28 protein-coding genes are annotated in these 26,454 nt (G+C 69.3%); 16 read left to right on the top strand and 12 right to left on the bottom strand.

The genetic code is table 11. From position 1 onward, the window contains the following. Positions 1-179 precede the first annotated feature (179 nt). Entirely contained in the window at positions 180-1,838 is a 1,659-nt protein-coding gene (locus BUB76_RS08565; RefSeq protein WP_073128341.1) for an NAD+ synthase, read from the top strand. 99 nt (positions 1,839-1,937) lie between these two features. On the opposite strand, the gene BUB76_RS08560 is transcribed toward BUB76_RS08565, so the two are convergent. Beyond that, a complete protein-coding gene (locus tag BUB76_RS08560) occupies positions 1,938-2,681 on the bottom strand; it encodes a Bax inhibitor-1/YccA family protein (RefSeq protein WP_073128340.1) in 744 nt (247 codons plus the stop codon). A 151-nt stretch (positions 2,682-2,832) separates the two neighbouring features. After that, on the bottom strand, positions 2,833-3,069 hold the full coding sequence (locus BUB76_RS08555) for a DUF1127 domain-containing protein (protein ID WP_084140596.1): 237 nt from the start codon (positions 3,067-3,069) through the stop codon (positions 2,833-2,835). Positions 3,070-3,185: 116 nt separating this feature from the next. Between BUB76_RS08555 and BUB76_RS08550 the strand changes: the two genes are divergently transcribed. Further along, positions 3,186-4,067 carry a LysR family transcriptional regulator gene (locus BUB76_RS08550; RefSeq protein ID WP_073128382.1) on the top strand — a complete coding sequence of 294 codons (882 nt, stop codon included), beginning with the start codon at positions 3,186-3,188 and terminating at the stop codon, positions 4,065-4,067. A 1-nt stretch (position 4,068) separates the two neighbouring features. On the opposite strand, the gene BUB76_RS08545 is transcribed toward BUB76_RS08550, so the two are convergent. Together BUB76_RS08545 and BUB76_RS08540 are read right to left on the bottom strand one after the other, a co-directional pair. Further along, positions 4,069-4,947 (bottom strand): homocysteine S-methyltransferase family protein, encoded by an 879-nt coding sequence (locus BUB76_RS08545; RefSeq protein ID WP_073128339.1) that lies wholly within the window; start codon positions 4,945-4,947, stop codon positions 4,069-4,071. Positions 4,948-4,950: 3 nt separating this feature from the next. Beyond that, positions 4,951-5,913 (bottom strand): NADPH:quinone oxidoreductase family protein, encoded by a 963-nt coding sequence (locus tag BUB76_RS08540; RefSeq protein WP_073128338.1) that lies wholly within the window; start codon positions 5,911-5,913, stop codon positions 4,951-4,953. 158 nt (positions 5,914-6,071) lie between these two features. On the opposite strand from BUB76_RS08540, the gene BUB76_RS08535 reads away from it, so the two are divergent. The 3 genes from BUB76_RS08535 (at position 6,072) to BUB76_RS08525 (ending at position 8,656) form a co-directional block, all read left to right on the top strand. Beyond that, on the top strand, positions 6,072-6,446 hold the full coding sequence (locus BUB76_RS08535) for a helix-turn-helix domain-containing protein (RefSeq protein WP_073128337.1): 375 nt from the start codon (positions 6,072-6,074) through the stop codon (positions 6,444-6,446). A 63-nt stretch (positions 6,447-6,509) separates the two neighbouring features. Next, positions 6,510-7,316: a histidinol-phosphatase gene (gene hisN, locus BUB76_RS08530; protein WP_073128336.1), complete on the top strand. Its 807-nt coding sequence runs from the start codon at positions 6,510-6,512 to the stop codon at positions 7,314-7,316. Beyond that, positions 7,313-8,656: an 8-oxoguanine deaminase gene (locus BUB76_RS08525; protein ID WP_073128335.1), complete on the top strand. Its 1,344-nt coding sequence runs from the start codon at positions 7,313-7,315 to the stop codon at positions 8,654-8,656. Before hisN ends, BUB76_RS08525 begins: the two co-directional genes overlap by 4 nt. On the opposite strand, the gene guaD is transcribed toward BUB76_RS08525, so the two are convergent. Beyond that, positions 8,653-9,939 (bottom strand): guanine deaminase, encoded by a 1,287-nt coding sequence (gene guaD / locus BUB76_RS08520; protein WP_073128334.1) that lies wholly within the window; start codon positions 9,937-9,939, stop codon positions 8,653-8,655. The genes BUB76_RS08525 and guaD overlap by 4 nt on opposite strands. A gap of 118 nt (positions 9,940-10,057) precedes the next feature. On the opposite strand from guaD, the gene mgtE reads away from it, so the two are divergent. Together mgtE and BUB76_RS08510 are read left to right on the top strand one after the other, a co-directional pair. After that, a complete protein-coding gene (mgtE, locus tag BUB76_RS08515) occupies positions 10,058-11,452 on the top strand; it encodes a magnesium transporter (RefSeq protein WP_073128333.1) in 1,395 nt (464 codons plus the stop codon). Further along, the gene (locus tag BUB76_RS08510; RefSeq protein WP_073128332.1) at positions 11,449-12,003 is read left to right on the top strand and encodes a 5-formyltetrahydrofolate cyclo-ligase; all 555 of its coding nucleotides are present in this window, start codon (positions 11,449-11,451) and stop codon (positions 12,001-12,003) included. The genes mgtE and BUB76_RS08510 overlap by 4 nt, the downstream gene beginning before the upstream one ends. Before the next feature lie 38 nt (positions 12,004-12,041). Here BUB76_RS08510 and BUB76_RS08505 read toward each other — a convergent pair whose 3' ends face one another. Both BUB76_RS08505 and BUB76_RS08500 read right to left on the bottom strand, forming a co-directional pair. Further along, a complete protein-coding gene (locus BUB76_RS08505) occupies positions 12,042-12,539 on the bottom strand; it encodes a copper chaperone PCu(A)C (protein WP_175550286.1) in 498 nt (165 codons plus the stop codon). 43 nt (positions 12,540-12,582) lie between these two features. Beyond that, positions 12,583-12,942, bottom strand: a complete 360-nt coding sequence (locus tag BUB76_RS08500) for a hypothetical protein (protein WP_073128330.1) — start codon at positions 12,940-12,942, stop codon at positions 12,583-12,585. Between the two features lie 88 nt (positions 12,943-13,030). On the opposite strand from BUB76_RS08500, the gene BUB76_RS08495 reads away from it, so the two are divergent. Next, entirely contained in the window at positions 13,031-13,843 is an 813-nt protein-coding gene (locus BUB76_RS08495) for a TIGR00282 family metallophosphoesterase (RefSeq protein WP_073128329.1), read from the top strand. Between the two features lie 112 nt (positions 13,844-13,955). On the opposite strand, the gene BUB76_RS08490 is transcribed toward BUB76_RS08495, so the two are convergent. Next, positions 13,956-14,996, bottom strand: a complete 1,041-nt coding sequence (locus tag BUB76_RS08490) for an L-idonate 5-dehydrogenase (RefSeq protein WP_073128328.1) — start codon at positions 14,994-14,996, stop codon at positions 13,956-13,958. Positions 14,997-15,095: 99 nt separating this feature from the next. Here BUB76_RS08490 and BUB76_RS08485 point away from each other — a divergent pair, with 99 nt between their 5' ends. The 4 genes from BUB76_RS08485 (at position 15,096) to BUB76_RS08470 (ending at position 19,433) form a co-directional block, all read left to right on the top strand. Next, positions 15,096-15,863 (top strand): SDR family oxidoreductase, encoded by a 768-nt coding sequence (locus tag BUB76_RS08485; protein ID WP_073128327.1) that lies wholly within the window; start codon positions 15,096-15,098, stop codon positions 15,861-15,863. Then, a complete protein-coding gene (locus tag BUB76_RS08480) occupies positions 15,860-16,360 on the top strand; it encodes a gluconokinase (RefSeq protein WP_236737887.1) in 501 nt (166 codons plus the stop codon). Before BUB76_RS08485 ends, BUB76_RS08480 begins: the two co-directional genes overlap by 4 nt. Before the next feature lie 190 nt (positions 16,361-16,550). After that, entirely contained in the window at positions 16,551-18,785 is a 2,235-nt protein-coding gene (katG, locus tag BUB76_RS08475; RefSeq protein ID WP_073128325.1) for a catalase/peroxidase HPI, read from the top strand. A 150-nt stretch (positions 18,786-18,935) separates the two neighbouring features. Continuing rightward, positions 18,936-19,433: a hypothetical protein gene (locus BUB76_RS08470; protein ID WP_073128324.1), complete on the top strand. Its 498-nt coding sequence runs from the start codon at positions 18,936-18,938 to the stop codon at positions 19,431-19,433. A 19-nt stretch (positions 19,434-19,452) separates the two neighbouring features. Here the strand turns inward: BUB76_RS08470 and BUB76_RS08465 are convergent, their stop codons facing one another. The 4 genes from BUB76_RS08465 to BUB76_RS08450 form a co-directional block, all read right to left on the bottom strand. Next, the gene (locus tag BUB76_RS08465) at positions 19,453-20,622 is read right to left on the bottom strand and encodes a lytic murein transglycosylase (protein WP_073128323.1); all 1,170 of its coding nucleotides are present in this window, start codon (positions 20,620-20,622) and stop codon (positions 19,453-19,455) included. A 68-nt stretch (positions 20,623-20,690) separates the two neighbouring features. Next, on the bottom strand, positions 20,691-21,590 hold the full coding sequence (gene cbiB, locus BUB76_RS08460) for an adenosylcobinamide-phosphate synthase CbiB (RefSeq protein ID WP_073128322.1): 900 nt from the start codon (positions 21,588-21,590) through the stop codon (positions 20,691-20,693). Next, positions 21,587-22,531 (bottom strand): threonine-phosphate decarboxylase, encoded by a 945-nt coding sequence (locus BUB76_RS08455; RefSeq protein WP_084140595.1) that lies wholly within the window; start codon positions 22,529-22,531, stop codon positions 21,587-21,589. The genes cbiB and BUB76_RS08455 overlap by 4 nt, the downstream gene beginning before the upstream one ends. Next, positions 22,524-22,898, bottom strand: a complete 375-nt coding sequence (locus tag BUB76_RS08450; protein ID WP_073128381.1) for a DUF1636 family protein — start codon at positions 22,896-22,898, stop codon at positions 22,524-22,526. The genes BUB76_RS08455 and BUB76_RS08450 overlap by 8 nt, the downstream gene beginning before the upstream one ends. A gap of 111 nt (positions 22,899-23,009) precedes the next feature. On the opposite strand from BUB76_RS08450, the gene BUB76_RS08445 reads away from it, so the two are divergent. The 4 genes from BUB76_RS08445 (at position 23,010) to BUB76_RS08430 (ending at position 26,444) form a co-directional block, all read left to right on the top strand. Beyond that, positions 23,010-23,675 carry a DUF998 domain-containing protein gene (locus BUB76_RS08445; RefSeq protein WP_073128321.1) on the top strand — a complete coding sequence of 222 codons (666 nt, stop codon included), beginning with the start codon at positions 23,010-23,012 and terminating at the stop codon, positions 23,673-23,675. Positions 23,676-23,723: 48 nt separating this feature from the next. Further along, positions 23,724-24,422 (top strand): tRNA (guanine(46)-N(7))-methyltransferase TrmB, encoded by a 699-nt coding sequence (gene trmB / locus BUB76_RS08440; RefSeq protein WP_073128320.1) that lies wholly within the window; start codon positions 23,724-23,726, stop codon positions 24,420-24,422. Positions 24,423-24,666: 244 nt separating this feature from the next. Continuing rightward, a complete protein-coding gene (gene aroA / locus BUB76_RS08435) occupies positions 24,667-26,019 on the top strand; it encodes a 3-phosphoshikimate 1-carboxyvinyltransferase (protein WP_073128319.1) in 1,353 nt (450 codons plus the stop codon). Then, complete coding sequence (locus tag BUB76_RS08430) at positions 26,019-26,444, top strand: GFA family protein (protein ID WP_236737886.1); 426 nt, start codon at positions 26,019-26,021, stop codon at positions 26,442-26,444. The genes aroA and BUB76_RS08430 overlap by 1 nt, the downstream gene beginning before the upstream one ends. Positions 26,445-26,454 lie beyond the last annotated feature (10 nt).

Here is a 26,454-nt window from a genome sequence, read left to right as displayed (position 1 = left end):
CGGATCGGTCCGCGGCCTGCGCCGGCCGGTCTGCGGGGCGGTTTGCCGCGTCGGCGGCCCAGCCCCTTGGATTTGTGCCGAAACTATCGACAGGCCCTTGCTGCCGCAACGCTTTTCGCCCCCGGGCCGCTTCCCATTCGGCGGCGTTCTGCTAGATGGGCGGTCGGAGGTGACGACCCATGGCCGACAGATTTCGCCTGACGCTGGCGCAGTTGAACCCCACCGTGGGGGATTTGTCGGGCAACGCCGCCCTCGCGCGCGACGTGTGGGAGCAGGGCCGCGCGGCGGGCGCGCAGATGGTCGCGCTGCCCGAGATGTTCATCACCGGCTACCAGGTGCAGGACCTGGTACTGAAGCCCGCTTTCGTGAACCACGCCACGGACCTGATCGAGGCCCTGGCGCGGGACTGCGCCGACGGCCCGGCTTTGGGCATCGGCGGGCCCTACGCTTATGGCGACCGGCTCTACAACGCCTACTGGGTGCTCGAAGGCGGCGCGGTGAAGGCGCGCATCCTCAAGCACAAGCTGCCGAACGAGACGGTATTCGACGAAAAGCGGCTGTACGACGAAGGCCCGATCTCGGGACCTTACACCGTGGGACCGCTGCGGGTGGGCACGCCGATCTGCGAGGACGCGTGGCATCCCGACGTGGCCGAGGCCTTGCAGGAGTCGGGCGCCGAGATCCTGCTGGTCCCCAACGGCTCGCCCTATTACCGCGGCAAGTTCGACCGTCGGGTGGCGCACATGGTGGCGCGCACCGTCGAGACGGGCCTGCCGCTGGTCTACCTGAACATGGTGGGCGCGCAGGACGACCAGACCTTCGACGGCGCCAGCTTCGTGCTGAACCCGCACGGCACGCTCGCCGCGTCGCTGCCCGCCTTCGACGAGGTCATCCATCACCAGGATTTCGAGCGGGGCGAAGACGGCTGGCATGCGGTCGAGGGCCCGCGCGCCGTGCATCCCGATGAATGGGAGCAGGACTACCGCGTCATGGTCACGGCGCTGCGCGACTATTGCCGCAAGACCGGGTTCGGCCAGGTGCTGCTGGGCCTGTCCGGCGGTATCGACAGCGCCGTCGTCGCCGCCATCGCCGTCGATGCGCTGGGTCCCGCGAACGTGCGCTGCGTCATGCTGCCGTCGGAATACACCAGCCAGGCCTCGCTGGACGACGCGACCGAGGTGGCGCGGTTGCTGGGCGTCAAGCTGGACCGGATCGATATCGAGGGACCGCGCGCTGCGGTGACCGAGGCGCTGGCGCATCTGTTCGAGGGGCGCGACCCGGACCTGACCGAGGAGAACATCCAGTCACGCCTGCGGGGTCTGTCGCTCATGGCGCTGTCGAACAAGTTCGGCGAGATGCTTCTGACCACCGGCAACAAGTCAGAGGTCGCGGTGGGATACGCCACGATCTACGGCGACATGTCGGGCGGCTACAACCCGATCAAGGACATGTACAAGACGCGGGTGTTCCAGACCTGCCGCTGGCGCAACGACAACCACCGCGACTGGATGATGGGGCCGAAGGGCACGGTGATCCCGCCGCGGGTGATCGACAAGCCCCCCACGGCCGAGCTGCGCGCCGACCAGAAGGACGAGGATTCGCTCCCGCCCTACGAGGTGCTGGACGACATCCTCGAGCAACTCATCGATTTCGAGGCCAGCGTACCTGAGGTGGTGGGGCGGGGCCACGACCCCGAGATGGTGAAGAAGGTCGAGCACCTGATCTATATCAGCGAATACAAGCGCTTCCAGTCCGCGCCGGGCGCGCGCCTGACGCCGCGGGCCTTCTGGCTGGACCGCCGCTATCCCATCGTGAACCGTTGGCGCGACCCGGGCTGATCCGCCGCGCCCATCGACATCAGGCAAAAGAAAACCGCCCGGCCATCTGGCCGGGCGGTTGCGTTTCAGCGGTCCCGAAGCGTGAGCTGGGCGAGCGTGTTACTCGCGGTTGCCCATTAGGCTCAGCAGGAACATGAACATGTTGATGAAGTCGAGATACAAGTTCAGCGCGCCCATGATGGCGGACTTCTGAAGCCATTCCCGATCCATCGCCTGCGCGTGCTGGATGTAGTCGGTCTTGATCTTCTGCGTGTCATACGCGGTCAGGCCCGCAAAAATCAGCACGCCAAGGATCGAGATCGCGAACATGATCGCGGGCGAGCCCAGGAAGATGTTGACGATCGACGCCACGATCAGGCCGATCACGCCCATGATCAGGAAGCTGCCCCAGCCGGAAATGTCCTTCTTTGTGGTGTAGCCCCAAAGCGACAGGCCCGCGAAGGCCACGGCGGTGACCAAGAAGGTCTGGACGATCGAGAAGCCAGTGAAGACCAGGAAGATCGAGCTGATCGACAGACCCATCAGCGCGGCGAAGGTATAGAAGAACACCTGCGCGCCGGCGGCCGAGATGCGGTTGATCAGCGCGCCGAAGGCGAAGACCATGATGAGAGGTGCGAACATGATCAGCCATTTCAGCGGCGACGCGTAGATCGCGGTGCCGAGCTGCGTCAGCTGACCCTGGTCGTTGACCGCCAGGCCCGAGATGGCCCAGGCGGCGGCGCCGGTGATCACCATGCCCACGGACATGATGCCGTAGACGCTGTTCATGTGGGCGCGAAGTCCCTGATCGATTTCGGCTGACCGAACGCCGGCGCCGGAACGGATCGTCTGCTGTTGAGCCATTTATTGCCTCCAAACGTGAATATCGAGACCGCTCGCGCGGATCGCTGTTGATATATTTGCAGACTATGGCACGTTTTCAAGACAGGGGCATGCGACATTCGGCACGACCCACGACAGCGTTATCACTCCGCCTGCCGTGGGTCGTGACCTGTCAGCCGCGCCAATGGCTCGGCGCATCCCACGAGGGGCGGGACAACTCGTCGGCCACGTCCTGGCGGGTGAGGCCGAGATCGTCGCGCAGGTGCTCGTCGAGCTGCGCGAGGTCGGTGCGCTGCCGCATCAGCGCGGCCCAGGCCACGAGACGCGAGAGTGGGCCGGTCGCCCGGTGGCGGGCTTGATGCGGGGCCCGGTGGCCCAGGCCCGAGGCGAGATGGGAAAGACTGGACATCTGAACTTCCTTTCGTGATGATTTGGGGGATTTCCATCAACGTGCTTGATCATATGGACCCGCACGGCGCATAATGGAAACGAATGATTTTGACGGCCTCCATCAAGGATGATGATATGCCCCGGAACCTGGACCTGACCGCCCTACGCTCTTTCGTGACCGTGGCCGAAGTGGGCGGCGTGACCCGCGCTGCGGGTCACCTGCACCTGACCCAGTCCGCCGTGTCCATGCAGCTGAAAAGGCTGGAAGATTCGCTCGGCCTGTCGCTGATCGACAGGTCCGCGCGCACCGTTACGCTGACGCCCACGGGCGAACAGTTGCTGTCCTACGCAAGGCGCATGCTGACCCTGAATGACGAGGCGATCGCGCGGATGACCGATGACGGGTTCGAGGGCGAAATCGTGCTGGGCGTGCCCCACGACATCCTTTACCCGGCGATCCCCACCTTCCTGGCGGCCTTCGCGCACACCTATCCACGGCTGAAGGTCCGGTTGCTGTCGCTGCCGACCCGGACCCTGAAGGACATGTATGCGCGCGGCGAATGCGACGCGATCCTGACCACCGAGGAGACGACGGGCGAGGGGGGCGAGACGCTGCTGTCGCTGCCGCTGGTCTGGGCGGGCGCCACGGGGGGCACGGCCCATCGCGACCGGCCGCTGAACTTCGCCTTCTGCCGCAACTGCATCTTCAGCCCCTTGGCCCGCGCCGCGCTGGACCGGGCGGGGATCGAGTGGCATTCGGTCGTGGATTCGCCGTCGGACCGCGCGGCCGAAGTCGCCGTCATGGCCGACCTCGCGGTCTACGTGATCCTGGACCAGACCCTGCCGGCGGGCGTGTCCAAGCTGCCCGCCAATGCCGGGCTGCCGGACCTGCCGATGCAGAATATCAACCTCTATCGCTCGAACACGCTGCCCGCCTCGGTATCCGAGGACCTGGCGCGCCTGCTGCGCGACAACTACGCGCGCCTGGGCAACACCGTGCGGCTGGCGGCCGAGTAGATCAGAGGCGGCGGCCCCAGCGCCGGGCGATTTCGGCGATATGCGCGGGCGAGATCTCGCAACATCCGCCGATCAGCGTGGCTCCCATCTCGCGCCACCGGTCGGTGTGGTCGGCATAGGCTTCGGGGCCCAGGTCCTGCCGTGCCTTCAGAAGATCAGTTGTGGCGCCGATCTTGTTGAAATCCTGTGAAATTTCGGTGAATCCGTTGGCGTAGGCCCCGAAGGGCAGCCCCATCTCGCGCAGCACCGCCAGGCCCTGCTCGATCGCCTCGGGGACCGAGCAGTTCAGCACCAGCCGGTCGATGCGATGGGCCCCCAGAAGGGCCCTGATGTCGGCCAGCGGTTCGCCCGAGCGCAGCATCGTGCCATCATCGTCGTCGACGGACAGCGCCAGCCAGATCGGCTTGCCGGTCAGCTCGGCCGCCATGACCGCGCCGCGCGCCTGGTCGACCGAGGACATGGTTTCCAGCAGGTGCAGATCCACGATTTCGGCGTGCTGGCGCACGATCGGGGCATAGATCTCGGCCGCCACGTCCGACGGCGGCGCGTTGCGCGGCTGGTACGAGAACCCGATGGGCCCCAGCGCGCCGGCGACGCGACCGCTGCCCCATGCGTCGCGCGCATTGGCGGCGATGCTGAGGGCCGAGGCTGTCAGCGCGCCCAGCTGATCCTCCATCCCGTGCGCCTCGAGCCGGTCGGGCAGGATCGAATAGGTGTTGGTGGTGGCCACGTCGGCACCCGCGGCGAAGAAATCGTCGTGCACCGCGCGCACCAGCCCGGGGTCGTCCAGCAGCGCCTGCACCGCCCAAAGCGACGTGGCGCGCCCGGCCCGGGCCACCAGTTCCTGGCCCATGCCGCCATCCAGCAAGATCGTATCCATCACTCAATCCATCGTTACGACGACCTTGCCGGTCGACTTGCGGTCCCTGAGCAGGGCGAGCCCCTCGGTGGCACGCTCCAGCGGCAGGTGGTGGCTGATATGGGGCTTGATCCGTCCCTCGCCATACCAGCCCAGCAGGGTTTCCAGCGATCCGGTCAGAAGGTCGGGCCGGAACGCCATGTAGCCGCCCCAATAATATCCCAACACGCTGACATTCTTGACCAAAAGATGGTTGGCCTTGAACTGCGGCACCTCGCCGCTGGCGAACCCGATGACCAGCACGCGCGCCTCGGGGTTCACCGCGCGCATGGCGTCCTGCAGCAGTTGTCCCCCCACCGGGTCGTAGATCACGTCGGCGCCGCCCAGATCCTTCAGCGCGCCGCGCAGGTCGCCCGCGTCGCTGTCGATCAGGTGATGCCCGCCCGCCCGCCGGGCGACCTCCAGCTTGTCGGCCCCGCGCGCGACGGCGACCACCTCGGCCCCCATGAGCCGCCCGAGCTCGACCGCCGTCAGCCCCACGCCGCCCGAGGCACCGAGAACGACCAGCCGTTCGCCCTTTTGCAGCCTCGCGCGATGCTCCAGCGCGAGATGCGACGTGCCGTAAGCCACCATGAAGGCCGCGGCATGGTCGAAGGGCATGGCGTCCGGCAGCCGCTTGGCACGGCCGGCATCGAACACGCCGTATTCGGCGAGGCCCCCGTGACCGGCGAAAACCGCCACGCGGTCCCCGGCCGAGAATGATTCGCAACCGGGCCCCACGGCGTCCACCACGCCCGCGATTTCCATGCCCAGTGTGGCCGGCAGGGGCGGCAGATCCTGGTAGGTTCCGTTGGCGATCAGCAGGTCCGCGAAGTTCAGGCCGCAGGCATGAATTCTCACTCTGATCTGATTTTCGCCCGGGTCCGGACGTGGCACATCAACCACTTTCGGTTGATCGGCATGGTCTGTGATTTGAAGCGCACGCATCGGGCGATCCTTTCCTGTCATGGCGCAACCGCGTATTCAAGTCGCTGATTGATATGGGAAAAATACCCTTTCGGTGTGACCCTGACTATAAAGACAGGTTGTCGGATCGGCTGTTTGTCGCGCATTGCATTCAACCAGAGTGTGAAGGAAGGGTAGACATGAAGCATCCAGTTGACGTGCATGTCGGCAAGCGTGTCCGGCATCGCCGATGGACCTTGGGCATGACGCAGCAGCAGCTGGCCGAGAAGGTCGGTATCAAGTTTCAGCAGATTCAGAAATACGAAACCGGCATGAACCGGGTCAGCGCGTCCCGGCTTTGGGATATCGCCGAGGCGCTGGATGTCTCGGTGGGTTTCTTCTTCGAGGGAATGGAAGAAGAGGCGGCCGATCGCCCCGCCGACCCTACCTCGCCCATGGTCGACCTGCTTTCGGACAAGGAAGCGTTGGAGCTGGTTCGCTCGTACTACGCGATCCCCGAGAACCAGCGCCGCCGCCTGTTCGAACTGGCGCGCGTGCTCAGCGAAGCTGCCTGAAAGCCTACGGCCCGCGCCGAGGACACTGGCGCGCCGGCCGAGGATGGGTCAGAATGACCCACCATGCCATCTCTCTCCCCCGATCTTGTGACAGACTTGCAGGCCGTGGCCCATGCCCTGGCAGATGCCGCGCGCCCCGAGACCCTGCGCCATTTTCGCAGCGCGGGGCTTGGCGCGACCAACAAGGACGCCACCGGGTTCGACCCCGTGACAGAAGGCGACCGCGCTGCCGAGCGTGCCATGCGCGACGTGCTGGCCCGGCTGCGGCCCGATGACGGGATCCTGGGCGAGGAATTCGGCCAGAGCCACGGCACCACCGGGCTGACCTGGGTGCTGGACCCAATCGACGGGACGCGCGCCTACCTGTCGGGAACGCCCAGCTGGGGGGTCCTGGTGGCCGTCTCCGATGCCGATGGTCCGATCCTGGGGCTGATCGACCAGCCGTTCACGGGCGAGCGTTTCCTGGGCGGTCCGGATGGCGCGACGTTGAGCGATCGTTCGGGCGACAGGCCCTTGCGGGCGAGCGGCCGCACTGACCTTTCGGACGCCATCCTGTTCACCACTTTCCCCGAAATCGGCACCGCGTCCGAGCGTTCGGCCTTCGAGCGGGTGCGCGACCGCGTTCGGCTCACGCGCTACGGGCTCGACTGTTACGCCTACGCGCTGCTGGCCATGGGCCAGATCGACTTGGTGATCGAGGCCGGGTTGCAGTCCTACGACATCCAGGGACCGCTGGCCGTGGTGCGCGGGGCAGGGGGCATCGTCACCGACTGGCGCGGCGGCCCGGCCCATGAAGGCGGGCAGGTCATCGCCGCCGCCACGCCGGAACTGCACGCCGCCGCGCTGGAGCTGCTCGGGGACGGCGCGTGAGCCACCACCTGCTGCGCGGCGCCCGGCGGGTCCTGTCCATGGACGACGCCGATACCGAGTGGTCCGACACCGACATCCGCCTGCGGGACGGGGTCATCACCGAGATCGGGCCGGGCCTGGCGCCCGAGGGGGCCGAGATCCACGACCTGTCCGGCTGCCTGGTGACGCCTGGACTCATCAACACGCATCACCACCTTTACCAATCCATGACCCGCGCCGTGCCCGGCGCGCAGGACGCCCCGCTGTTCGGGTGGTTGACGACGCTCTACCCGATCTGGGCGCGGATGGGGCCCGACCACATGCGCGTGGCCGCCATGACGGGGCTGGCCGAGCTGGCGCTCTCGGGCTGCACCATGACCTCGGATCACCAGTACCTGTTTCCGAACGGCGCGCGGCTGGACGACACCATTGACGCCGCCCGCGACGTGGGGCTGCGGTTTCATCCCACGCGCGGCGCCATGTCCATCGGGCGCAGCGCGGGCGGCCTGCCGCCCGACAGCCTGGTCGAGGATCCCGACGCCATCCTGAACGACACGATCCGGGTTATCGACGCGTTCCACGACCCCGCACCGGGCGCGATGCTGCGGATCGGCGTGGCGCCCTGTTCGCCCTTCTCGGTCAGCCGCGACCTGATGCGCGATGCGGCGGACCTGGCCCGCGACAAGGGCGTGCGCCTGCACACCCACCTGGCCGAGAACGACGAGGACGTGCGCTATTCGCTGGACCGCTTCGGCTGCCGCCCCGCCCAATATGCCGAGGATTTGGGCTGGACCGGCCCCGACGTCTGGCACGCCCACTGCGTGAAGCTCGAGCCGCGGGATCTGCCGCTGTTCGCGGCCAGCGGGACGGGGGTGGCGCATTGCCCCTGCTCGAACTGCCGCCTGGGCTCGGGCATCGCGCCGGTGGCGGCGATGCTGGCGGCGGGCGTGCCGGTGGGCCTGGGCGTCGACGGCTCGGCCAGCAACGACAGCGGCAACCTGGTGGCCGAGGCGCGGCAGGCGATGCTGCTGCAACGGGTCGCGCAGGGCGGCGACGCCATGTCGGCCCGCGCGGCCCTTCGGATCGCGACACGCGGCGGCGCAAGGGTCCTGGGGCGCGATGATTGCGGCGCGATCGCGATCGGGATGCGGGCCGATATCGCGGTGTGGGACCTGCGCGGTGCCGCCTCGGCCGGCAGCTGGGACGACGCCGCGCTTTTGCTGGCGGGCCCCAGCCAGGTGCGCCACCTGTTCGTCGAAGGCCGGCAAGTCGTGCGTGACGGCCAGCTGATCACCATCGACCTGCCGCGCGTGCTGGAGGATCAGCGCCGCCTTGCCATCGGGCTGGCCGAAGACGCCTAGCTGCCCGTCACCCGGTCGCCAGCCACCCAGACGCCGGCGACGGCCCGTTCATCGCCCATCATGATCGTGGGGAACAGCGCCTCCCATATATCGTCCGCGCGCTCCGACCGCTGCGCGATGGCGGTGGTCGAGGCCGGGTCCAGCGCCACCAGGTCCGCGACCGACCCCACGGCCAGCGTGCCGATCTCGTCCGCCATCCGCAGCGACCGCGCCGAGCCGGTCGTGGCCAGCCACAGCAGTTGCGCGGGATGCAGCGGCGTGCCGGTCAGCTGCCCGATCTCGTAGGTCGCGGCCATCACCCGCAGCATGGAAAAGGACGACCCCCCGCCGGTATCGGTGGCGAGGCCCACCAACTGTCCCTCGGCCACTCGCGCGCCCATGTCGAACAGGCCCGACCCTATGAAGGTGTTCGAGGTCGGGCAGTGGATCAACGCGCCGCCGACCTCGCGCAGGCGGTCCCGCTCGCGCGCGGTCAGGTGGATGGCGTGCCCGTAGAGCCCGCCCGCGCCAAGCAGGCCGTGGGTTTCGTAGGTGTCCAGGTAATCGCGCGCGTCTGGGAAAAGCTCGGCCACCCAGGCCACCTCGTCCCGCTGCTCGCTCAGGTGGGTCTGCATGGGGCAGTCGGGATGCGCGGCCCAGAGCGCCCCCAGCGCCTCCAGCTGCTCGGGCGTCGAGGTGGGCGAGAATCGCGGCGTGATCGCATAGCGTGCGCGGCCTCGGCCGTGCCACGCCTCCAGCAGGCGCTTGCTGTCGTCATGGGCGGATTGCGCCGTGTCGCGCAGGCCCTCGGGCGCGTTGCGGTCCATGCAGGTCTTGCCCGCGACCATGGCCATGCCCCGCGACGCGGCCGCCGCGAAGACCGCATCGACACTTTCGGGATGGATGGTGCAGAAAGATGCCAGCGTCGTCGTGCCGTTGGCCAGCGCCAGGTCCAGCGTCAGGTCGGCCTGCGCACAGGCATAGGCCGGATCGCCGAATTTCATCTCCTCGGGGAAGGTATAGGTGTTCAGCCAGTCGATCAGCCGCTTGCCCCAGCTGGCGATCATGCCGGTCTGCGGATAGTGCATGTGCGCATCGACGAAGCCCGGCAGGATCACCGCGCGCCCCAGGTCGGTGACGCGCGCCTGCGGGTGCGCCGCGCGCAGGTCCGCCGCGGTGCCCAGCGCCGCGATGCGGCCGTCCTCGATCAGGATTGCACCGTGCACCGTCGCGGCCTCCTCGGGCGGGCCTGTGAACGGGTCGCCCGCGATGTCCAGCACCTGTCCGCAAATCAGCTCTGCCATGCGCGCTCTCCTTTGTTCGTGCCGCCTTCTAACCACATCCGGGCGCCCACTGGCAGGCCCCACGGAATTGACCTAGGTTCCGCGCGACCGATCGACCCACAAGCGCGAGGGAGACCCCATGGCCGAGCCTGACCAGACGCCCGTCCTGCCCGAGCGCGACGACGAGGATGACGCCTACGCCCTGCGCGACGACGTGATCCGCACCATCCGCGACGCGGTCGAGTCCGAGGATCGCGAGGCGCTGGTCGCGGCGCTTGAGCCGCTCCACCCCGCCGACATCGCCGACCTTCTGGAACAGATGGAGCCGGGGCCGCGCCAGCGGCTGATCGCGCTCTACGGGACCGAGTTCGACGGCGAGATCCTGTCGGAACTGGACGAGTCCATCCGCGAGGACGTGATCGCCTCGCTGCCGCCCGAGGTCCTGTCCGAAGCGGTCCGGATGCTTGAATCGGACGACGTGGTCGACCTTCTGGAAGACCTCGAACCCGAGCAGCAGGACGCCATCCTCGAGGCGCTGGACCGGCCCGAACGGGTGGCGGTGCAGCGCGCCCTGAGCTTCCCCGAGGGATCGGCCGGGCGTCTCATGCAGCGCGAGGTCGTGACCGCGCCGCAGCACTGGACGGTGGGCGACGCCATCGACTTCATGCGCGCGCGGCTGGACCTGCCCGAGCAGTTCTACCACATCGTGCTGGTCGATCCGCGTCACCGCCCCGTGGGCCACGTGACCCTGGGCAAGGTGATGTCGTCGGACCGGGTGACGCCGCTGATCGACCTGCAAGAGCCCAGCTTCCGCACCATCCCCGCCGAGCAGGACGAGGAAGACGTCGCCTACGCCTTCAACCAGTACCACCTGATCTCGGCCCCGGTGGTTGACGAGGACGGGCGACTGGTGGGCGTCATCACCATCGACGACGCCATGATCGTGCTGTCCGACGAGAACGAGGAAGACCTTCTGCTTCTGGCCGGCGTGGGCGACGAATCCATCGCCGACCGCACGCTGCAGATCGTGCGGCAGCGGTTCCCGTGGCTGCTGGCCAACCTCGCCACCGCGATCCTGGCCTCGCTGGTCATCGCCCAGTTCGAATCGACGCTGCAGGCCATCGTGGCCTTGGCCGTGCTCATGCCCATCGTGGCGTCCATGGGCGGCAATGCCGGCACCCAGTCGATGACCGTGGCCGTGCGCGCGCTGGCCACGCGCGACCTGACCGGGTCGAACGCCTTTCGCGTCATCCGGCGCGAGGTCGGGGCGGGCCTGCTGAACGGGCTTCTCTTCGCCGTCATCATGGGCGTCATCGGCTGGGTCTGGTTCGGCACGCTGATGCTGGGCGTGGTGCTGGGCCTCGCCATGGTCATCAACCTCGTCGTCGCCGGGCTGGCCGGTGTATTGGTGCCGCTGGTGCTGGAAAAGATCGGCGTGGACCCGGCGCTGGCCTCGGGCACATTCGTCACCACCGTCACGGACGTGGTGGGCTTTTTCGCGTTCCTGGGCCTGGCCGGAATCCTTCTGCTGTGAGCCTGGCCGACACCAAGCAGACGGCGCGTCGTGCCGCGATGGACCGGCGCAAGGCGGCCTTCGCGGCGGCCTCGGGCGACCAGACCGGTCCCCTTCGCACTGTCCTGCGGGCCTATGCCGGGCGCACGCTGTCGGGCTACGCCCCCATCCGGACCGAGATCGACCCGACCCCCGCCATGGCCGCCCACCAGGGCCCCGTGGCGCTGCCGGTGGTCATGGGCGAGGGGCAGCCCCTGCGCTTCCGCGCCTGGCATCCCGGCTGCACGATGGTCACCGGTCCCTTCGGCGCGGCGGTGCCCGCCGATGGAGAGTGGTTGGTGCCCGAGGTCCTGATCGTGCCGCTGCTCGCCTTCGACCGGCAGGGGGGGCGGCTGGGCTACGGCGGCGGGTTCTACGACCGGACGCTGGCGCAGTTGCGCCAAGGCGGCGAAGCCGTCGCCATCGGCTTCGCCTTCGGCGCGCAGGAGGCGGACGACCTGCCGCTCGAGCCCACCGACGCGCCGCTCGACCTGGTCGTGACCGAACGGCGCGTTCTTTACGATTCCCGATAATCAGGGGGCCATCTGGCGCCTCGAAGCGGGCTAGAATATCACTTATCCGACATTCCGTGGTCGCCGTGGGCGTCGCCGCCCATGCTGCCGTGATCCGTGGTTCCGCCCATGCCGGACGGAGTCGACACCTCGAAGGTGACGGGAACCTCGCCGGCCGTCTCGAAGACCAGCGTCACGTCGACCGCGTCCCCGGGGCGGAACGGCGCGTCGAGATCCACGAACATGATGTGCTTGCCGCCGCGCGCCAGGCGCAAGGTCTCGCCCGGGGCGATGGGGAAGCCGTCGGGTCGGGGCTCCATCCGTGCGACGCCATCTGCGTCCTGCAGGCTCTCGTGCAGTTCGACGGTCGCCCCGTCGCGCGCGACAGCGACCAGGCGGTCGGGCGTTTCGCCGGTGTTGGTGATCTCGATGAAGCCGCCCGCGGTGCCTGACATGGGCGAGGCCTGGATGATGAACGGGGTGTCGAAGCTCAGATCCTGGGCCTGCGCCCAAGCGGGCAGGCAAAAAAGCGCGCCGATAAGGGCCGCGCTAGGCATGAATTTGAACATGGGTATGTCGTCCGGCTGGTCAGGAAAAAGGTCACGTGCGGGTCTGCGCCGAACGGTTTGGCGGCGCGCGGACGTGGTGATCTCGCCGCGCCGGCGCCATCACGAACAGGCGCGACGGCACATCCTGCTGCGTCGTGAACCCGACGTTCCGCACACGGATCGGCCCGGCAGGTGGCGCGGGCAGCGCGACGCCGACCAGCGGGCAGTCCGGCTGGGCGCCATCGACCGGCCGCGGCGTGCCGCTGGCGTCGATCCTGACGGTCGTCAGCTTGCCCGCCAGGCACAGCGTGACCGTCTCGGCCCCGAACATCCGCGCGACGCCGCCGCCCGCGAGGGGCAGCGCCAGAAGCAGGGCCAGCAAAAGCGCGGCGAGGGGGCGATCGGGGATCATCCCCCGGCAATACAGTCCCGACCGCACCGCGCCAAGTCGCCCCGCTTTGGCCTTTCGCCGCGGCGCGCGGCGCAGTAAGTCAGTCGCCATGAGACTTCTGTTCCTTGGCGACGTCATGGGCCGCGCGGGCCGCAGTGCCATTTCCGAGCGCCTGCCGCGCCTGCGCAGCGAGTGGCGCGTGGATTTCGCTGTGGTCAACGGCGAGAACGCGACCAACGGCGCGGGGCTCAGCGCGGCGCACGCCCAGCTCATCCTCGACGCCGGGGCCGACGCCATCACGCTGGGCGATCACGCCTTCGACCAGCGCGACATGATGCAGTTCTGCGAGACCGAGCCGCGGATCGTGCGGCCTCTGAACTACTCCAAGGCCGCACCGGGCAAGGGCGCGCGGGTGTTCGAGGCGCCGGGCGGCCACCGGGTTCTGGTGGCGCAGGTGCTGGGCCAGGTCTTCATGAAGCGCCCCTTCGACGACCCGTTCTCGGCGATCGAGCCGGTGCTGAAGAACGCGCGGCTCGGCGGCGCGGTGCAGGCCGCGCTGGTCGACATGCATTGCGAGGCGACGTCCGAGAAGATGGCCATGGGCCATTTCTGCGACGGCCGCGCCAGCCTCGTCGTGGGCACCCACACCCACGTGCCCACCGCCGATGCACAGATCCTGAACCGCGGCACGGCCTACCTGACCGACGCGGGCATGTGCGGCGATTACGATAGCGTCATCGGCATGGAGAAGTCCGAGCCGCTCAACCGTTTCATCACCGGGATGCCCAAGGGCCGGTTCGAGCCCGCCAAGGGCGACGCGACCCTGTCGGGCGTGCTCGTGGAAACCGACGACAAGACCGGCCTCGCCATCCGGGTGGCCATGATCCGCGACGGCGGCCGACTGCAGGCATCGACCCCCTGAACCCTGCGCTCATTGCGCGGTCGGCCGGGCTGGAACGGCCCGCGCGAACGTGCTTCATCTTTCTCGAAATACCTCGGGGGGCGTGGGGGGCTGGCCCCCCATTGCTGCGCGCTCAGCCCGCGTCGCCCAGCCGGATCTGCGCCTTGATCGCCCGGCTGCGGTCGCCCGCGGTCTCGAAGGCCGCGACCGCGTCGTCCAGCGCGAAGCTTTGCGTGATGAAGGGCTCCACGTCGATCAGGCCCTTCTGCATCAGGCTGACGCCGGTGAAGAACTCTTCGTGAAAGCGGAACGAGCCCGCCCAGCGCAGTTCCTTCGCGGTCATGGCCTGGAGCGGCAGCGTCATGTCGCCGCCAAGGCCCAGCTGCACGATGGTCGCGCCGGGGCGCAGCGACGGCACGGCGGCGGACAGGGCCACGGCGACGCCGGAGCATTCGTAAAGCGCATCGAACATCCCCTTCTCGCCGCGGTAGGGCCTGAGCCCGTCGGGGTCGGCCGCCATGTCCAGCGTCACGTCCGCGCCCGCGCGCCGCGCCATGTCCAGCGGGAAGGGCCCGAGGTCCGTGGCGACCACCAGGTCGGCCCCCGCGCGCCGGGCGGCGAGGATCGACAGGATGCCGATGGGCCCGCAGCCCGTCACCAGGACCGACTTACCCAGCAGCGGGCCCAGGCGGTTCGTCGCGTGCAGCGCCACGGCCAGGGGCTCGGCCATGGCGGCGGCGCCGGGGCTCAGCCCGTCGGCGGGTGCGCATTGCGCCGCGAGGGCGACCAGTTGCTGGCGGAAGGCGCCCTGGATGTGGGGGAACGGCATGGCCGAGCCGTAGAACCGCATGTTCAGGCACTGGTTGAACATGGCCTCGTTGCAGAACCGGCAATCGCCGCACGGGCGCGACGGCGACACGGCCACCATCTGCCCCACCGCGAGGCCCGTCACCCCGGGACCCAGCGCGGCGATATGCCCCGACACCTCGTGGCCCAGCACCATGGGTTCGCGCAGGCGCACGTCGCCGAAGCCGCCGTGGTTGAAATAATGCAGGTCCGAGCCGCAGATGCCGCCCACCGCCATGTCGACCAGCACCTCGCCGGGGCCGGGCGCGGGCACCGGCTGATCCTCGATCCTCAGGTCCCGGGCGGCGTGGATGACGATGCTTTTCATGGGAACCTCGGCGCGGGACGGTGGCAATGACTGCCCTTTGGTATACCATTGCGCGGAACCGCCAAAAGAAAAAGCAGACCGCTTGAAGGGAGGGCACGGATGAGCCTGTCACTGTTCGATCTGACGGGGAAACGCGCGCTGATCACCGGGTCGAGCCAGGGGATCGGGCATGCGCTGGCACGGGGGCTGGCCGATGCCGGGGCCGAGATCGTGCTGAACGGGCGCGACACGGCCAAGCTGGACCAGGCGGCCGCCGACCTGCGCGACCGGGGCGCCACCGTCCATACGCTGGCCTTCGACGTGACCGATGCGGGGGCCGTGCGCGCCGCCATCGACGGCTTCGAAGAGGCGACCGGCCCCATCGACATCCTTGTGAACAACGCCGGCGTGCAGCATCGCGCGCCGCTGGAGGATTTCCCGCCAGAGGATTTCGAACGCCTGCTGCGCATCAACGTCACCGGCGTCTTCAACGCGGCGCAGGCCGCCGCGCGGCACATGATCGCACGCGGGCGCGGCAAGATCGTGAACATCGCGTCGGTGCAGACGGCGCTGGCCCGGCCCGGCATCGCGCCCTACACCGCGACCAAGGGGGCGGTCGCGAACCTGACCAAGGGCATGGCCACCGACTGGGCCAAGCACGGGCTGCAATGCAACGCGCTGGCCCCCGGCTATTTCGAGACGCCGTTGAACCAGGCGCTGGTCGACGATCCTGACTTCACCGCCTGGCTGTGCAAGCGCACGCCGGCCGGACGCTGGGGCAAGGTAGAAGAACTGGTGGGCACCTGCATCTTCCTGACCTCCGAGGCGTCCAGCTTCGTCAACGGCACGACCGTCTTCGTCGATGGCGGCATCACGGCCTCGCTGTGACAGAAGAGGCGCCGCGGCTGGTCGTCATGGGCGTGTCGGGCTGCGGCAAAAGCACCATCGGCAGGGCCCTGGCCGAGGCGGAAGGGCTGCGCTTCGTGGACGGCGACAGCCTGCACCCCCAGGCGAATATCGAGAAGATGGCCCGCGGGGCGCCGTTGGAGGACGAGGACCGGCTGCCGTGGCTCGACCTGGTGGGCGACGCCCTGCGGCCCGGCACGGTGATCGCCTGTTCGGCGCTGAAGCGCGCCTATCGCGACCGCATCCGCGAGCGGGCGGGCGGGTCCGTGGTGTTCCTGTTCCTGCACGGGCGGCGTGAAACGCTGATGGCCCGCATGGACGAGCGCGAAGGCCATTTCATGCCCGGCACGCTGCTGGACAGCCAGCTCGCCACGCTCGAGCCGCCATCCGAAGACGAGCCGCACGTCTCGGCCGATATCGACCAGGCCCCGGACGAGATCGTCGCGCGGCTGATCGCGGGGCTGCGCCGGCGGACGTGACGCCGCGCGGGCGTTTGCAGGCACCTTCACGACATCGCGAAACGCCGGGCGGGGGATGTGCCCCCAGGCGCCTTGCCTTCCGCCGGCTTCGCGCCACCTCGTCGCCCAACTGATCGTGCCGGGCCGCTGGTCCTTGCGCGCGACTGTCACGGCGGGACCGCTCGCCAGACCCATTGAAAGGACAAGCGTGATGAAAGACAGCGTCGAGACGCCGGGCACCTGCCCCTTCCGCGGCACCCGTATCGGCGGGGCGCAGGGCAGCAAGCCGACCCTTCAGGATTGGTATCCGGCCCGCCTGCGGACCGAGCTTCTGCACCTGCACTCCGCCGAGGCGAACCCGCAGGATCCCGACTTCAACTATGCCGAGGCCTTCGCCAAGCTGGACCTGGACGCCATCAAGGCCGACATCCGCGCGCTGATGACCGACAGCCAGGACAACTTCTGGCCGGCCGATTACGGCCATTACGGCCCGCAGATGATCCGCATGGCCTGGCACGCCGCGGGCACCTACCGCATCGCCGACGGCCGTGGTGGCGCTGCGACGGCCATGCAGCGTTTCGCGCCCGTCAGCTCTTGGGCCGATAACGGCAACACCGACAAGTCGCGCCGCCTGCTGTGGCCGATCAAGCAGAAATACGGCGCCGCGCTCAGCTGGGCCGACCTGATGATCCTGACGGGCAACGTCGCGTTGGAAAGCATGGGCTTCGAGACCGTGGGCTTCGGCGGCGGACGCGAGGATGCCTGGGTCGCCGACGACGCGACCTACTGGGGTCCCGAGACCGAGATCCAGGGCCGCGACCGCTGGGAAGGTGATCCGTCGGGCGAGCATTACGACCTGGAAAACCCGGTCGGCGCGTCCGAGATGATGCTGATCTACGTGAACCCCGAGGGCCCCGGCGGCAGCGCAGACCCGATGGAGTCCGCGCGCGAGATCCGCGAGACCTTCGCCCGCATGGCCATGAACGACGAGGAAACCGTCGCGCTGATCGCGGGCGGCCACGCCTTCGGTAAATCCCATGGCGGGTCGGACCCCGACGGCGTCGGCCCCGCGCCCGAGGCCGCGCCGATCCACGCGCAAAGCCTTGGCTGGATGAACAGCTCGGGCAAGGGCTTCGCCGAGCACACGATGACCAACGGCATCGAGGGGTCGTGGGTGTCCAACCCCATCAAGTGGGATCACGAATACCTGCACAGCCTGATGAAATACGACTGGGAGCTGATCGTGAACGAAACGACCGGCGCCCAGCAATGGAAGCCGAAGGATCCCGACGCGATCAAGACGCCGGACGCCCACCGCGAGGGGGTCGAGCACCCGCTGATGATGATGACCTCGGACATCGCGCTGAAGCAGGACCCGGCCTATCGCAAGATCGTCGAGAAGTTCATCGACCAGCCCGAGACCTTCGACAAGGCCTTCGCCGAGGCGTGGTACAAGCTGACCCACCGCGACATGGGCCCGATCAACCGTCTGATCGGCAAGGAAGTCCCGTCCGAGCCGCGCATGTTCCAGGATCCGATCCCGGATTGCGATCACCCGGTGATCGACGACGGCGACATCGCGTCGCTGAAGTCGAAGATCCTCGAAACGGGCCTTGGCATCGACGCGCTGGTCGGGGCGGCGTGGGCTTCGGCCTCGACCTTCCGGCACTCCGATAACCGCGGCGGGGCCAATGGCGCGCGCGTGCGGCTGGCACCGCAGAAGGACTGGGAAGTCAACAATCCCGAGAGCCTGTACAAGGTGCTGTCGGCGCTGGAGGGCATCCAGTCCGAGTTCAACGACAGCGCGTCGGGCGGCAAGCGCGTGTCGCTGGCCGACCTGATCGTGCTGGCGGGCTGCGCCGCGGTGGAAAAGGCGGCCAGGGAAGGCGGCATCGACATCGCCGTGCCCTTCACGCCGGGCCGGATGGACGCCAGCGACGAAGAGACAGACGCCGAAAGCTTCGAGTGGCTGCGTCCGGTCGCCGACGGCTTCCGCAACTACCAGCTGAACAAGTTCAGCCGCGTCACGCCCGAGCAGATGCTGCTGGACCGGGCCGAGCTGCTGACGCTCAGCGCGCCCGAGCTGACCGCCCTGGTCGGTGGCCTGCGCGTGTTGGGCGCCAACTGGGACGGTGGCAGCGACGGTGTGCTGACCGACCGGCCCGGCACGCTGAGCAACGACTTCTTCGTCAATCTCACCGATTTCAGCCTCGAGTGGTTGCCGGTGGACGCGGACGAACAGCGCTTCGAGGCCCGCAAACGCGGTGGCGACGCGGCGGTGGTCTGGACCGGCACCCGCGCCGACCTGATCTTCGGCCACAACGCGCAACTGCGCCAGGTGACCGAGTTCTATGCCGGGTCGGACGCGAACGAGAAGTTCGTCCGCGACTTCGTGGCCGCCTGGAACAAGGTCATGATGCTCGACCGGTTCGACGTGAAGCACTGAGCCGACAGCACCGGTTCGACCGACAGGGCCGCCCGGTTTCCGGGCGGCCTTTCTCGTGGAGCGACTATTTTCAACCCGACCAAAACAATCGGGATTGACTTTCCGAGTGAAAGAGTCGGAAATGGGCTGGCAGTCACAAGGGATGCCAGCATGAGACGCGAGATTTTCGCCGAGGCCCAACCGGCGCCCCAGCCCCAGCGCGGCGGCGCGCCCGTGGGCCGCATGCACGAGTTGCCCGAGATGGAACTGGCGGCCATCGTCTTCCTGCGGGCGTGGTGCGGGGACGCGGGCGAACGGCAGATGATCCGCCGCGACCTGCACAGCGTCCTGAACCCGCGCGATGCGCTGCTGGCCGAGCAGCGTTTCGCGACGCTCATGCGCCTGGTGCTGGCGCAGGCCCGCAGCCCGATCATGCACCATCACCTGGATTGCGCCTGCTACGGCGGGCACGAATCGGCCTTCGCGCAGATGATCGCCGCCACCGCCGGCCGCGACCGGGACGAGGCGCTCTTGTTCGCCGCCACGCTGGTCGTGGGACCGGCAGCGCACGAGGCTGTCCTCCAGGCCGAGGACCTGGCGCCGGCCTTCCTGGCGCTGGCCCGCGCCGGGCGGGCCGAGCCGGTGCCGCAGGGCGCGACGCGGCACTGACGCCGCGCCGCCGGGCGTCTTACAGCGCGTTCAGAAGCTGGGTCGTGGGCCAGGCGTCGGCGGGCAAGCCCAGCCGCTGCTGCTCGGCCCGCACGGCCGCGCGCGTGCCGGCGCCGAGGATGCCGTCGATATCGCCCACGTCATGGCCGCGCGCGGCCAGCTTCTGTTGAAGCGACTTCATCTGGGCGTCCGACAGGCCCGGCGCGGGGTTGCCCGCGTCGAATACCGGCGCCCCTTCGAGCCGCGTGGCGAAATAGGCGGCGGTGAGGACGTAGGTGAAGGACTGGTTCCACTCGAAATAGACGTCGAAATTCGGGTAGGCGACGAAGGCCGGCCCCTCGTGCCCCTGCGGCAGCAGCAGCGACGCGGGCAGGTCGGCGTCCCAATCGCCGTCGCGCGGGGCGACGCCAAGCGCCTCCCATTCGGCGGGCGATTTCTTGATCTCGAGCGCCGCCTGCGACCAGTCCATCGACGCGGGCACGTCGACCTCTTCCAGCCACGGCTCGTTCGCGCGCCAGCCCAGCGATTGCAGCATCTTCGCCCCCGACATCAGCGCGTCGCGGGGCGACGTCTTTAGGTCCACGGTGCCATTCCCGTCGGCGTCCACGCCGTTCTCCAGGATGTCCTCGGGCAGCATCTGCACCATCCCGATCTCGCCCGCCCAGGCGCCGGTCGTGGTGTCGGGGTCCAGGCCGCCCTGCGCGAACAGCTCCAGCGCCGCGAAGACCTGCGGGCGGAACAGCTCGGGGCGGCGGCAGTCATGGGCCAGCGTGACCAGCGAGTTGACCGTGTTGAAGTCGCCCTGGAACGCGCCGTAATCGGTCTCGAACGCCCAGAAGGCCAGCAGCACGCCCCGGCTGACCCCGTACTCGGCCTCGATCCGGTCGAAGGTGTCGGCGTATTGGCGGGCGTTGGCCTGTCCGCGGTTGATCCGGTCGGCGCTGATCAGGCGACGGGCGAAATCGGTGAAGGGCAGGGTGAACACGCCCTGCCGCCGGTCGGCCGCCAGCGTTTCCTGGTCCTGCCGCACCCCGTCGAAGAAGGCGCGCGCGGTGGCCGGGTCGGCGCCGCGCGCCACGGCCTCGGACTCCATCCGCTGCTTGAAATCGGCGAAGCTGCCGCCGCACTCCTGCGCGGCGGCCGCGGTGGCGAGGGGGATCAGGGCAAGGGCGGCGAGGGTCTGGCGCATGGGGTCTCCGGTGCGGACATGGTGGCGTTCGGCGCGATCTAGCAGCCCGGCGCGCCGGGCGCAAAAGCTCACCACGCCATCGTGAGCGCGACGAGAGCCGCCAGAAGCGCCCAGGTCCGCCACAGCGCGGTGACGGCGGCCCGGATCTCGGCGGCGCCCGGGTCACGGCGGCCCTCGGGGAACACCCAGGGAAAATCCTGCATCCGCCCGTCATAGGCGCGCGGGCCGCTGAGGCTGACGTCCAGGCACACCGCCATGGCCGCCTCGGGCCAGCCCGCGTTGGGCGAGCGGTGCAGCCCCGCATCGCGAAGGATCACCCGCCAGGCGTCGGCCCGCAGATTCGCCACCGCGATCAGCCCCGCCGTCAGCCGCGCGGGGATCCAGTTCAGCACGTCGTCCAGCCGCGCCGCCGCCCAGCCGAACGCCTCGTGCCGGGGCGTGCGATAGCCCACCATGCTGTCGGCGGTGTTGACGATCTTGTAGATCAGGATGCCCGGCAGCCCGGCCACCGCGAACCAGAAGGCGGGTGCCACGACCCCGTCGCCCAGGTTCTCGGCGGCGGATTCGATGGCAGCGCGGGCGACGGCGGCCCCGTCCATGGCAGCGGTGTCACGACCCACGATCTGCGCCACGGCGTTCCGCCCCTCTGATAGCGAGCGTCCCAGCGCCGAGGCGACCCGGCCCACGTGGTCGGCCAGGCTGCGCTGGGCCAGAAGGACGGCGGCGATCAGCGTGGACCACAGCGCGCCGCCCGGCAGCGCTGCGATGAACAGGCCCAGAAGGCCCGCGCCGATGACCAGCCCTGCCACGCACAGCACACCCATGGCCCGGGCGGGCGGGCGGTTGAACCGCCGGTCGCACCAGCCCACCGCGCGGCCCATCAGGACCGCCGGGTGCGGCGCCCGGTCCCACAGCCAGCGCGGCTCGCCCAGCAGGGCATCCAGCAACAAGGCCGTGAACAGCGTCACGCGGGGCCGTCCGTCAATGCGGCGGCCAGCCGGTCGAACGCGTCCGGATGCGGCAGGCCCAGCCGCAGCCACCGGTCCGAGTAGGGAAAGACCCGCGACAGGATCCGCGCGCGGCCCAGCCGGTCATGCCACGCGGCGGCATCCACATCGTAGAGGCGGAACAGGGTCGTGCCGCCCACCACCTCGGCCCCGACCTGCGCCATCAGGCCGTCCAGCCGCGCCGCGTCCCGGACCAGCCGCGCGCGCGTTCGCCCGGCCCAATCGTGGTCCGATATCGCAATCGCCCCCACCCGCAGCGCCGGCCCCGACACCGCCCAGGGCCCCATCCGGGCGGCCAGCGGTGCCAGCGTATCGGGGTGGCCGATGGCGAAGCCCAGCCGCAGCCCCGCCAGCCCCCAGAACTTGCCGAAACTCTTCAGCACCACCGTGCCCGGCCGGGCGCAGCGCGCCACCTCGGACGCCTCGGGCATCACGTCGCAGAAGCTTTCGTCGATGATCCGCAAGGCCGGGTCGCCCTCGGGCGCGAAGAGGCGGCCGTCGGGATTGTTCGGGTGCACCGTGACGTGGGTGTCCGCCGTCGCGTCGCCGATGGCGATGCCGTGCGCCTGGAAAGCGGCGGCGTGCTCGTTATAGGTCGGCCCGGGGATGTGGACCGACCGGCCGGGCGCCAGAATCGGCAGCGCGGCGATCAGCGCCGAGGCCCCGGGCGCGGGCAGCACCATGGCGCCCTCGGGCACGTTCCAGAAGCGGCGCGCGGCGGCGACCAGGGCGGCCTCGGCCGCACGGTCGGGCAGGGCGGTCCAGTCCGACGCCGCGAAATCGGGAATGGGGTAGGGGACCGGGTTGATGCCGGTGGACAGGTCCAGCCAGTCCGCGCGCGTGCCGCCCCAGCGGGCGATGGCGGCGTCGATCCCGCCGCCGTGGTCGCGCGTCTCAGCCATCGTCGCCGGGCAACGGCGGGTGGCGGGTGACGAAATGCCCCTTAACCCCCTGCGGCCACTGGCGATAGGGCACCTGGCCGCTGGCGCTTTCGGCGTGGAGCCGGGCATAGGCGACGATGGCCTCGGCATCCTCGGCCTCGGGGGCGAAGCGGCCAAGCGTGTAGTTCAGCTTGCCCGCCGCCTGGATCGCCACGTTGCAGCCGTGCGCGCAGCCCATCAGGCACGACACGCGGCGGGTCCGCACCGGGCCGCCGTCGGCCGCGTCCTCGACCAGCCGGGCCAGCGCCGCGCCATGGGTCTCGGTCTCGCGCGCGCCGTCCCAGTCGTCGCGCTTGCAGGTGTCGCAGATGGTGATCCAGGTGGTCATGGGCCGGGGTAAAACCCGATACGGCCGCCCGGGGCAAGGGGCACCGCGCCGCATTCTCCGCGGAACGCCGCGCGGCGCGGCGACGTTGAACCGCGCAGGAGGGACGCACCCATGTCGACCGGAACCAAGGCCCGCCACGAAAAGCACGAGATCGTGGCCCGCGAACGGCCCGAGCTGCTGGTCTTCTGCGGCATCGCGGGGATCGTCGGCAACATGATGCCGCTGGTGGCCATTGCCGCGGGCACCCTGCTGACCCAGCACGATTTGGTCGCCGACACGATCAGCGACCTCGCCAGGGGCGAGCGCAAGTGGATCATGGACGTGGGGTTCTATTTCAACGCGGGCGGCTTGCTGGCGCTGGCCATCGCGGCGGCGCACGCGCATCTGGGCCGCGCGGGATGGACGCTCGGGCTGTTCTGCCTGTCGTTCCTTGCGCTAGTCGAGGTCCTGCTGGGCGTCTGGGACGAGTTCGGCCAGCAGACCCCGGACATGTCGGTGCACACGCAGCTGACCTTTTTCCTCGGACCGCTCTACCTGGCCGGCCCGCTCGCCATGGCCGAGGGCGCGAAAGGCGTGCACCGGGCCTACAAGCCCCTGTTCCTGTCCGCCGCGGCGGTCTGGCTGGTCTTCGCCGTCGCGTTCAAGCTGGCGCCGAACAGCTTCGACGGCCTGCTCGAGAAGATCGCGGTGGCGGGGACGCTTCTGTGGCTGGTGCCGCTGTCGTGGCTGTTCCTGGCCCGCGGGCGCGAGACGCTGCATCGTCTGACCGGCGACTAGGCCTGCCGGGGCTGGACCCGTGTCGCCCGTTGGCCTAAGCCGCCGCGCATGAGCGACAAGCCCCCCAACGCGCCCTGGCGCAACTTCTACGGCCGCCGCAAGGGCCACAACCTGCGCGACAGCCAGGAGGCCTACCTGGCCGAGGACCTGGACAAGCTGTCGCCGGGGCCCGTGGACTGGGACGCGAACCCTGAGCGCACGCCGCTGGACCTTCAGGCGTTGTTCGGCGGCAAGCCCGTCTGGCTCGAGGTCGGTTTCGGCGGGGGCGAGCACCTGGTGCATCAGGCGAGCCGCAACCCTGATGTCGGCATCATCGGGGCCGAGCCCTATATCAACGGCGTCGCCATGCTGCTGGGCAAGATCCGCGCGGCGGGCGTGGGCAACCTGGCGGTCCACCCGGGCGACGTGCGCGACCTGTTCGACGTGCTGCCCGATGGCTGCATCGACCGGGCCTTCCTGCTCTATCCCGATCCGTGGCCCAAGGCGCGACACCACCGCCGCCGTTTCGTCACGCCCGAACACCTGGAGCCGCTGGCCCGTGTCATGGCGCCGGGCGCGATCTTCCGGGTGGCGACCGACATTCCCGACTACGTGCGCCAGACCCACGAGGAAGTGCCGGGCGCGGGGTTCGACCTGCTGGACGAGGGCGGCACGCCCTGGGACGACTGGATCTCGACCCGCTACGAGCAGAAGGCGCTGCGCGAGGGGCGCGTGCCGCACTACCTGACGTTCCGGCGGCAGGGATAGGCGGGGTTTGGCCGAGCGCGAAATGCGGCGCTAGGTGAAAATTCATATCGGTGGCATATTCAACCTATTGATTATGCGATTTTGGACAGACCGATGAAATTTTCTCCCAAGCTCCTGGCCTTCCCGATCTTCCTGTTCCTGGTGATCCCGCTGGCCGCTCTCTTCTGACCTTTCGAGGTCTTGCGCGCCGGGGCGCAGGTTGTAGGGTCGCGCGGATTTTCATGCCGCGCAGGAAAGGCCCTTCATGTCCGCCCACGGTGACCCGATCCCGATGACCGCCCGCGGCGGCCATGCCCTGACCGGCACGGCCGATGTGCCCGGCGACAAGTCCATCTCCCACCGGTCGCTGATCCTCGGCGCCATGGCCGTGGGCGAAACCCGCGTGAGCGGGCTTCTCGAAGGGCAGGACGTGCTGGATACCGGCCGCGCCATGGCCGCGCTGGGCGCCGAGGTGATCCGCCACGGCCCCGGCGACTGGTCGGTGCATGGCGTGGGTGTCGGCGGCTTCGCCGAGCCGGAGCAGGTGATCGACTGCGGCAACTCGGGCACCGGCGTGCGGCTCATCATGGGCGCGGTGGCCACCCATGACATGGCCGTGACCTTCACCGGCGATGCGTCGCTGAATGGGCGACCCATGGGCCGCGTGACCGACCCGCTGTCGCTGTTCGGGGCGCGGGCCGTGGGGCGTGCGGGGGGACGGCTGCCGCTGACCCTCGTGGGTGCGGCCGAGCCGGTGCCGGTCCGCTATGCCACGCCGGTGGCGTCGGCGCAGGTGAAGTCGGCGGTGCTGCTGGCGGGGTTGAACGCGCCGGGCCGGACCGTGGTGGTCGAGCGCGAGGCGACCCGCGACCATTCCGAGCGGATGCTGGCGGGCTTCGGCGCCGAGATCGAGACCACGCGCACCGACGAGGGCTTCGAGATCACGCTGACCGGCCGCCCAGAACTGCGCCCGCAGACGATCGCCGTGCCGCGTGACCCGTCCAGCGCCGCCTTCCCGGTCTGCGCCGCGCTGATCACCGAGGGGTCCGACGTGCTGGTGCCCAATATCGGCCTGAACCCCACGCGGGCGGGCCTGTTCGACACGCTGGTCGAAATGGGCGCCGACCTGGCCTTCGAGAACCGCCGCGAGGAGGGGGGCGAGCCGGTGGCCGACCTGCGCGCCCGGTTCTCGCCCGACATGAAGGGCATCCGCGTCCCGCCGGAACGCGCGGCCTCGATGATCGACGAATATCCCGTCCTGTCGGTGGTGGCCGCCAACGCGACCGGCGTGACCGAGATGCCGGGCGTGGCCGAACTGCGCGTGAAGGAATCGGACCGCATCGATGCCATGGCGCAAGGCCTGCGCGCCAACGGGGTCGAGGTCGAGGACGGGCCGGACTGGTGGCAGGTCACCGGACGCGGCCCGGGGGGCGTTCCCGGCGGCGCGACGGTGGCCGCGCGGCTCGACCATCGCATCGCCATGTCTTTCCTGTGCCTCGGGATGGCGGCGAAAGCGCCGGTGACGGTGGACGACGCCCAGCCCATCGCTACGTCGTTTCCCATCTTCGAGGACCTGATGAAGGCCCTCGGCGCCGAGATCGTAAGGGGGAACGGCTGATGTTCAGCGACGATAGTGACGGCCTTCCGGTCATGGGCGGCTGTCTGTGCAACGAGGTCTCGTTCCGCGTGCGCGGTCCCCTGCGGCCCGTGGTCGCCTGCCACTGCCAGCAATGCCGCCGCATGTCCGGCCATTTCACCGCCGCCACCGCCGCGTCCAAGGACGGCGTCGAGATCGAGGGCGAAGTGCGCTGGTATCAAAGCTCGGAAGGCGCGCGCCGCGGCTTCTGCCCCGAATGCGGCAGCACCCTGTTCTGGGACGGCGGCGGCGACATGCTGTCGATCTTCGCCGGCTCGCTGGACAAGCCCACCGGCCTGACGACGGCGTGGCACATCCACTGCGCCGACAAGGGCGACTATTACGAGATCGGCGACGGGCTGAAGCAGTATCCCGGCGCCGGTGACGGCCCGCCCAAGCCCGAATGAGCCCCGCGGC

This window comes from Palleronia salina (assembly GCF_900141995.1).
Taxonomy (GTDB): domain Bacteria; phylum Pseudomonadota; class Alphaproteobacteria; order Rhodobacterales; family Rhodobacteraceae; genus Palleronia; species Palleronia salina.
The sequence above is the reverse complement of the archived record's forward strand: the minus strand, read 5'-3'. Positions and strand labels throughout refer to the sequence as shown.

Excerpts from the sequence above, each read along its gene's own strand:
- BUB76_RS08565 (WP_073128341.1), top strand. The coding sequence starts at position 180 with ATGGCCGACAGATTTCGCCTGACGCTGGCGCAGTTGAACCCCACCGTG.
- BUB76_RS08560 (WP_073128340.1), bottom strand. The coding sequence starts at position 2,681 with ATGGCTCAACAGCAGACGATCCGTTCCGGCGCCGGCGTTCGGTCAGCC.
- BUB76_RS08555 (WP_084140596.1), bottom strand. The coding sequence starts at position 3,069 with ATGTCCAGTCTTTCCCATCTCGCCTCGGGCCTGGGCCACCGGGCCCCG.
- BUB76_RS08550 (WP_073128382.1), top strand. The coding sequence starts at position 3,186 with ATGCCCCGGAACCTGGACCTGACCGCCCTACGCTCTTTCGTGACCGTG.
- BUB76_RS08545 (WP_073128339.1), bottom strand. The coding sequence starts at position 4,947 with ATGGATACGATCTTGCTGGATGGCGGCATGGGCCAGGAACTGGTGGCC.
- BUB76_RS08540 (WP_073128338.1), bottom strand. The coding sequence starts at position 5,913 with ATGCGTGCGCTTCAAATCACAGACCATGCCGATCAACCGAAAGTGGTT.
- BUB76_RS08535 (WP_073128337.1), top strand. The coding sequence starts at position 6,072 with ATGAAGCATCCAGTTGACGTGCATGTCGGCAAGCGTGTCCGGCATCGC.
- hisN (WP_073128336.1), top strand. The coding sequence starts at position 6,510 with ATGCCATCTCTCTCCCCCGATCTTGTGACAGACTTGCAGGCCGTGGCC.
- guaD (WP_073128334.1), bottom strand. The coding sequence starts at position 9,939 with ATGGCAGAGCTGATTTGCGGACAGGTGCTGGACATCGCGGGCGACCCG.
- mgtE (WP_073128333.1), top strand. The coding sequence starts at position 10,058 with ATGGCCGAGCCTGACCAGACGCCCGTCCTGCCCGAGCGCGACGACGAG.
- BUB76_RS08505 (WP_175550286.1), bottom strand. The coding sequence starts at position 12,539 with ATGCCTAGCGCGGCCCTTATCGGCGCGCTTTTTTGCCTGCCCGCTTGG.
- BUB76_RS08500 (WP_073128330.1), bottom strand. The coding sequence starts at position 12,942 with ATGATCCCCGATCGCCCCCTCGCCGCGCTTTTGCTGGCCCTGCTTCTG.
- BUB76_RS08495 (WP_073128329.1), top strand. The coding sequence starts at position 13,031 with ATGAGACTTCTGTTCCTTGGCGACGTCATGGGCCGCGCGGGCCGCAGT.
- BUB76_RS08490 (WP_073128328.1), bottom strand. The coding sequence starts at position 14,996 with ATGAAAAGCATCGTCATCCACGCCGCCCGGGACCTGAGGATCGAGGAT.
- BUB76_RS08485 (WP_073128327.1), top strand. The coding sequence starts at position 15,096 with ATGAGCCTGTCACTGTTCGATCTGACGGGGAAACGCGCGCTGATCACC.
- katG (WP_073128325.1), top strand. The coding sequence starts at position 16,551 with ATGAAAGACAGCGTCGAGACGCCGGGCACCTGCCCCTTCCGCGGCACC.
- BUB76_RS08470 (WP_073128324.1), top strand. The coding sequence starts at position 18,936 with ATGAGACGCGAGATTTTCGCCGAGGCCCAACCGGCGCCCCAGCCCCAG.
- BUB76_RS08465 (WP_073128323.1), bottom strand. The coding sequence starts at position 20,622 with ATGCGCCAGACCCTCGCCGCCCTTGCCCTGATCCCCCTCGCCACCGCG.
- BUB76_RS08455 (WP_084140595.1), bottom strand. The coding sequence starts at position 22,531 with ATGGCTGAGACGCGCGACCACGGCGGCGGGATCGACGCCGCCATCGCC.
- BUB76_RS08450 (WP_073128381.1), bottom strand. The coding sequence starts at position 22,898 with ATGACCACCTGGATCACCATCTGCGACACCTGCAAGCGCGACGACTGG.
- BUB76_RS08445 (WP_073128321.1), top strand. The coding sequence starts at position 23,010 with ATGTCGACCGGAACCAAGGCCCGCCACGAAAAGCACGAGATCGTGGCC.
- trmB (WP_073128320.1), top strand. The coding sequence starts at position 23,724 with ATGAGCGACAAGCCCCCCAACGCGCCCTGGCGCAACTTCTACGGCCGC.
- aroA (WP_073128319.1), top strand. The coding sequence starts at position 24,667 with ATGTCCGCCCACGGTGACCCGATCCCGATGACCGCCCGCGGCGGCCAT.
- BUB76_RS08430 (WP_236737886.1), top strand. The coding sequence starts at position 26,019 with ATGTTCAGCGACGATAGTGACGGCCTTCCGGTCATGGGCGGCTGTCTG.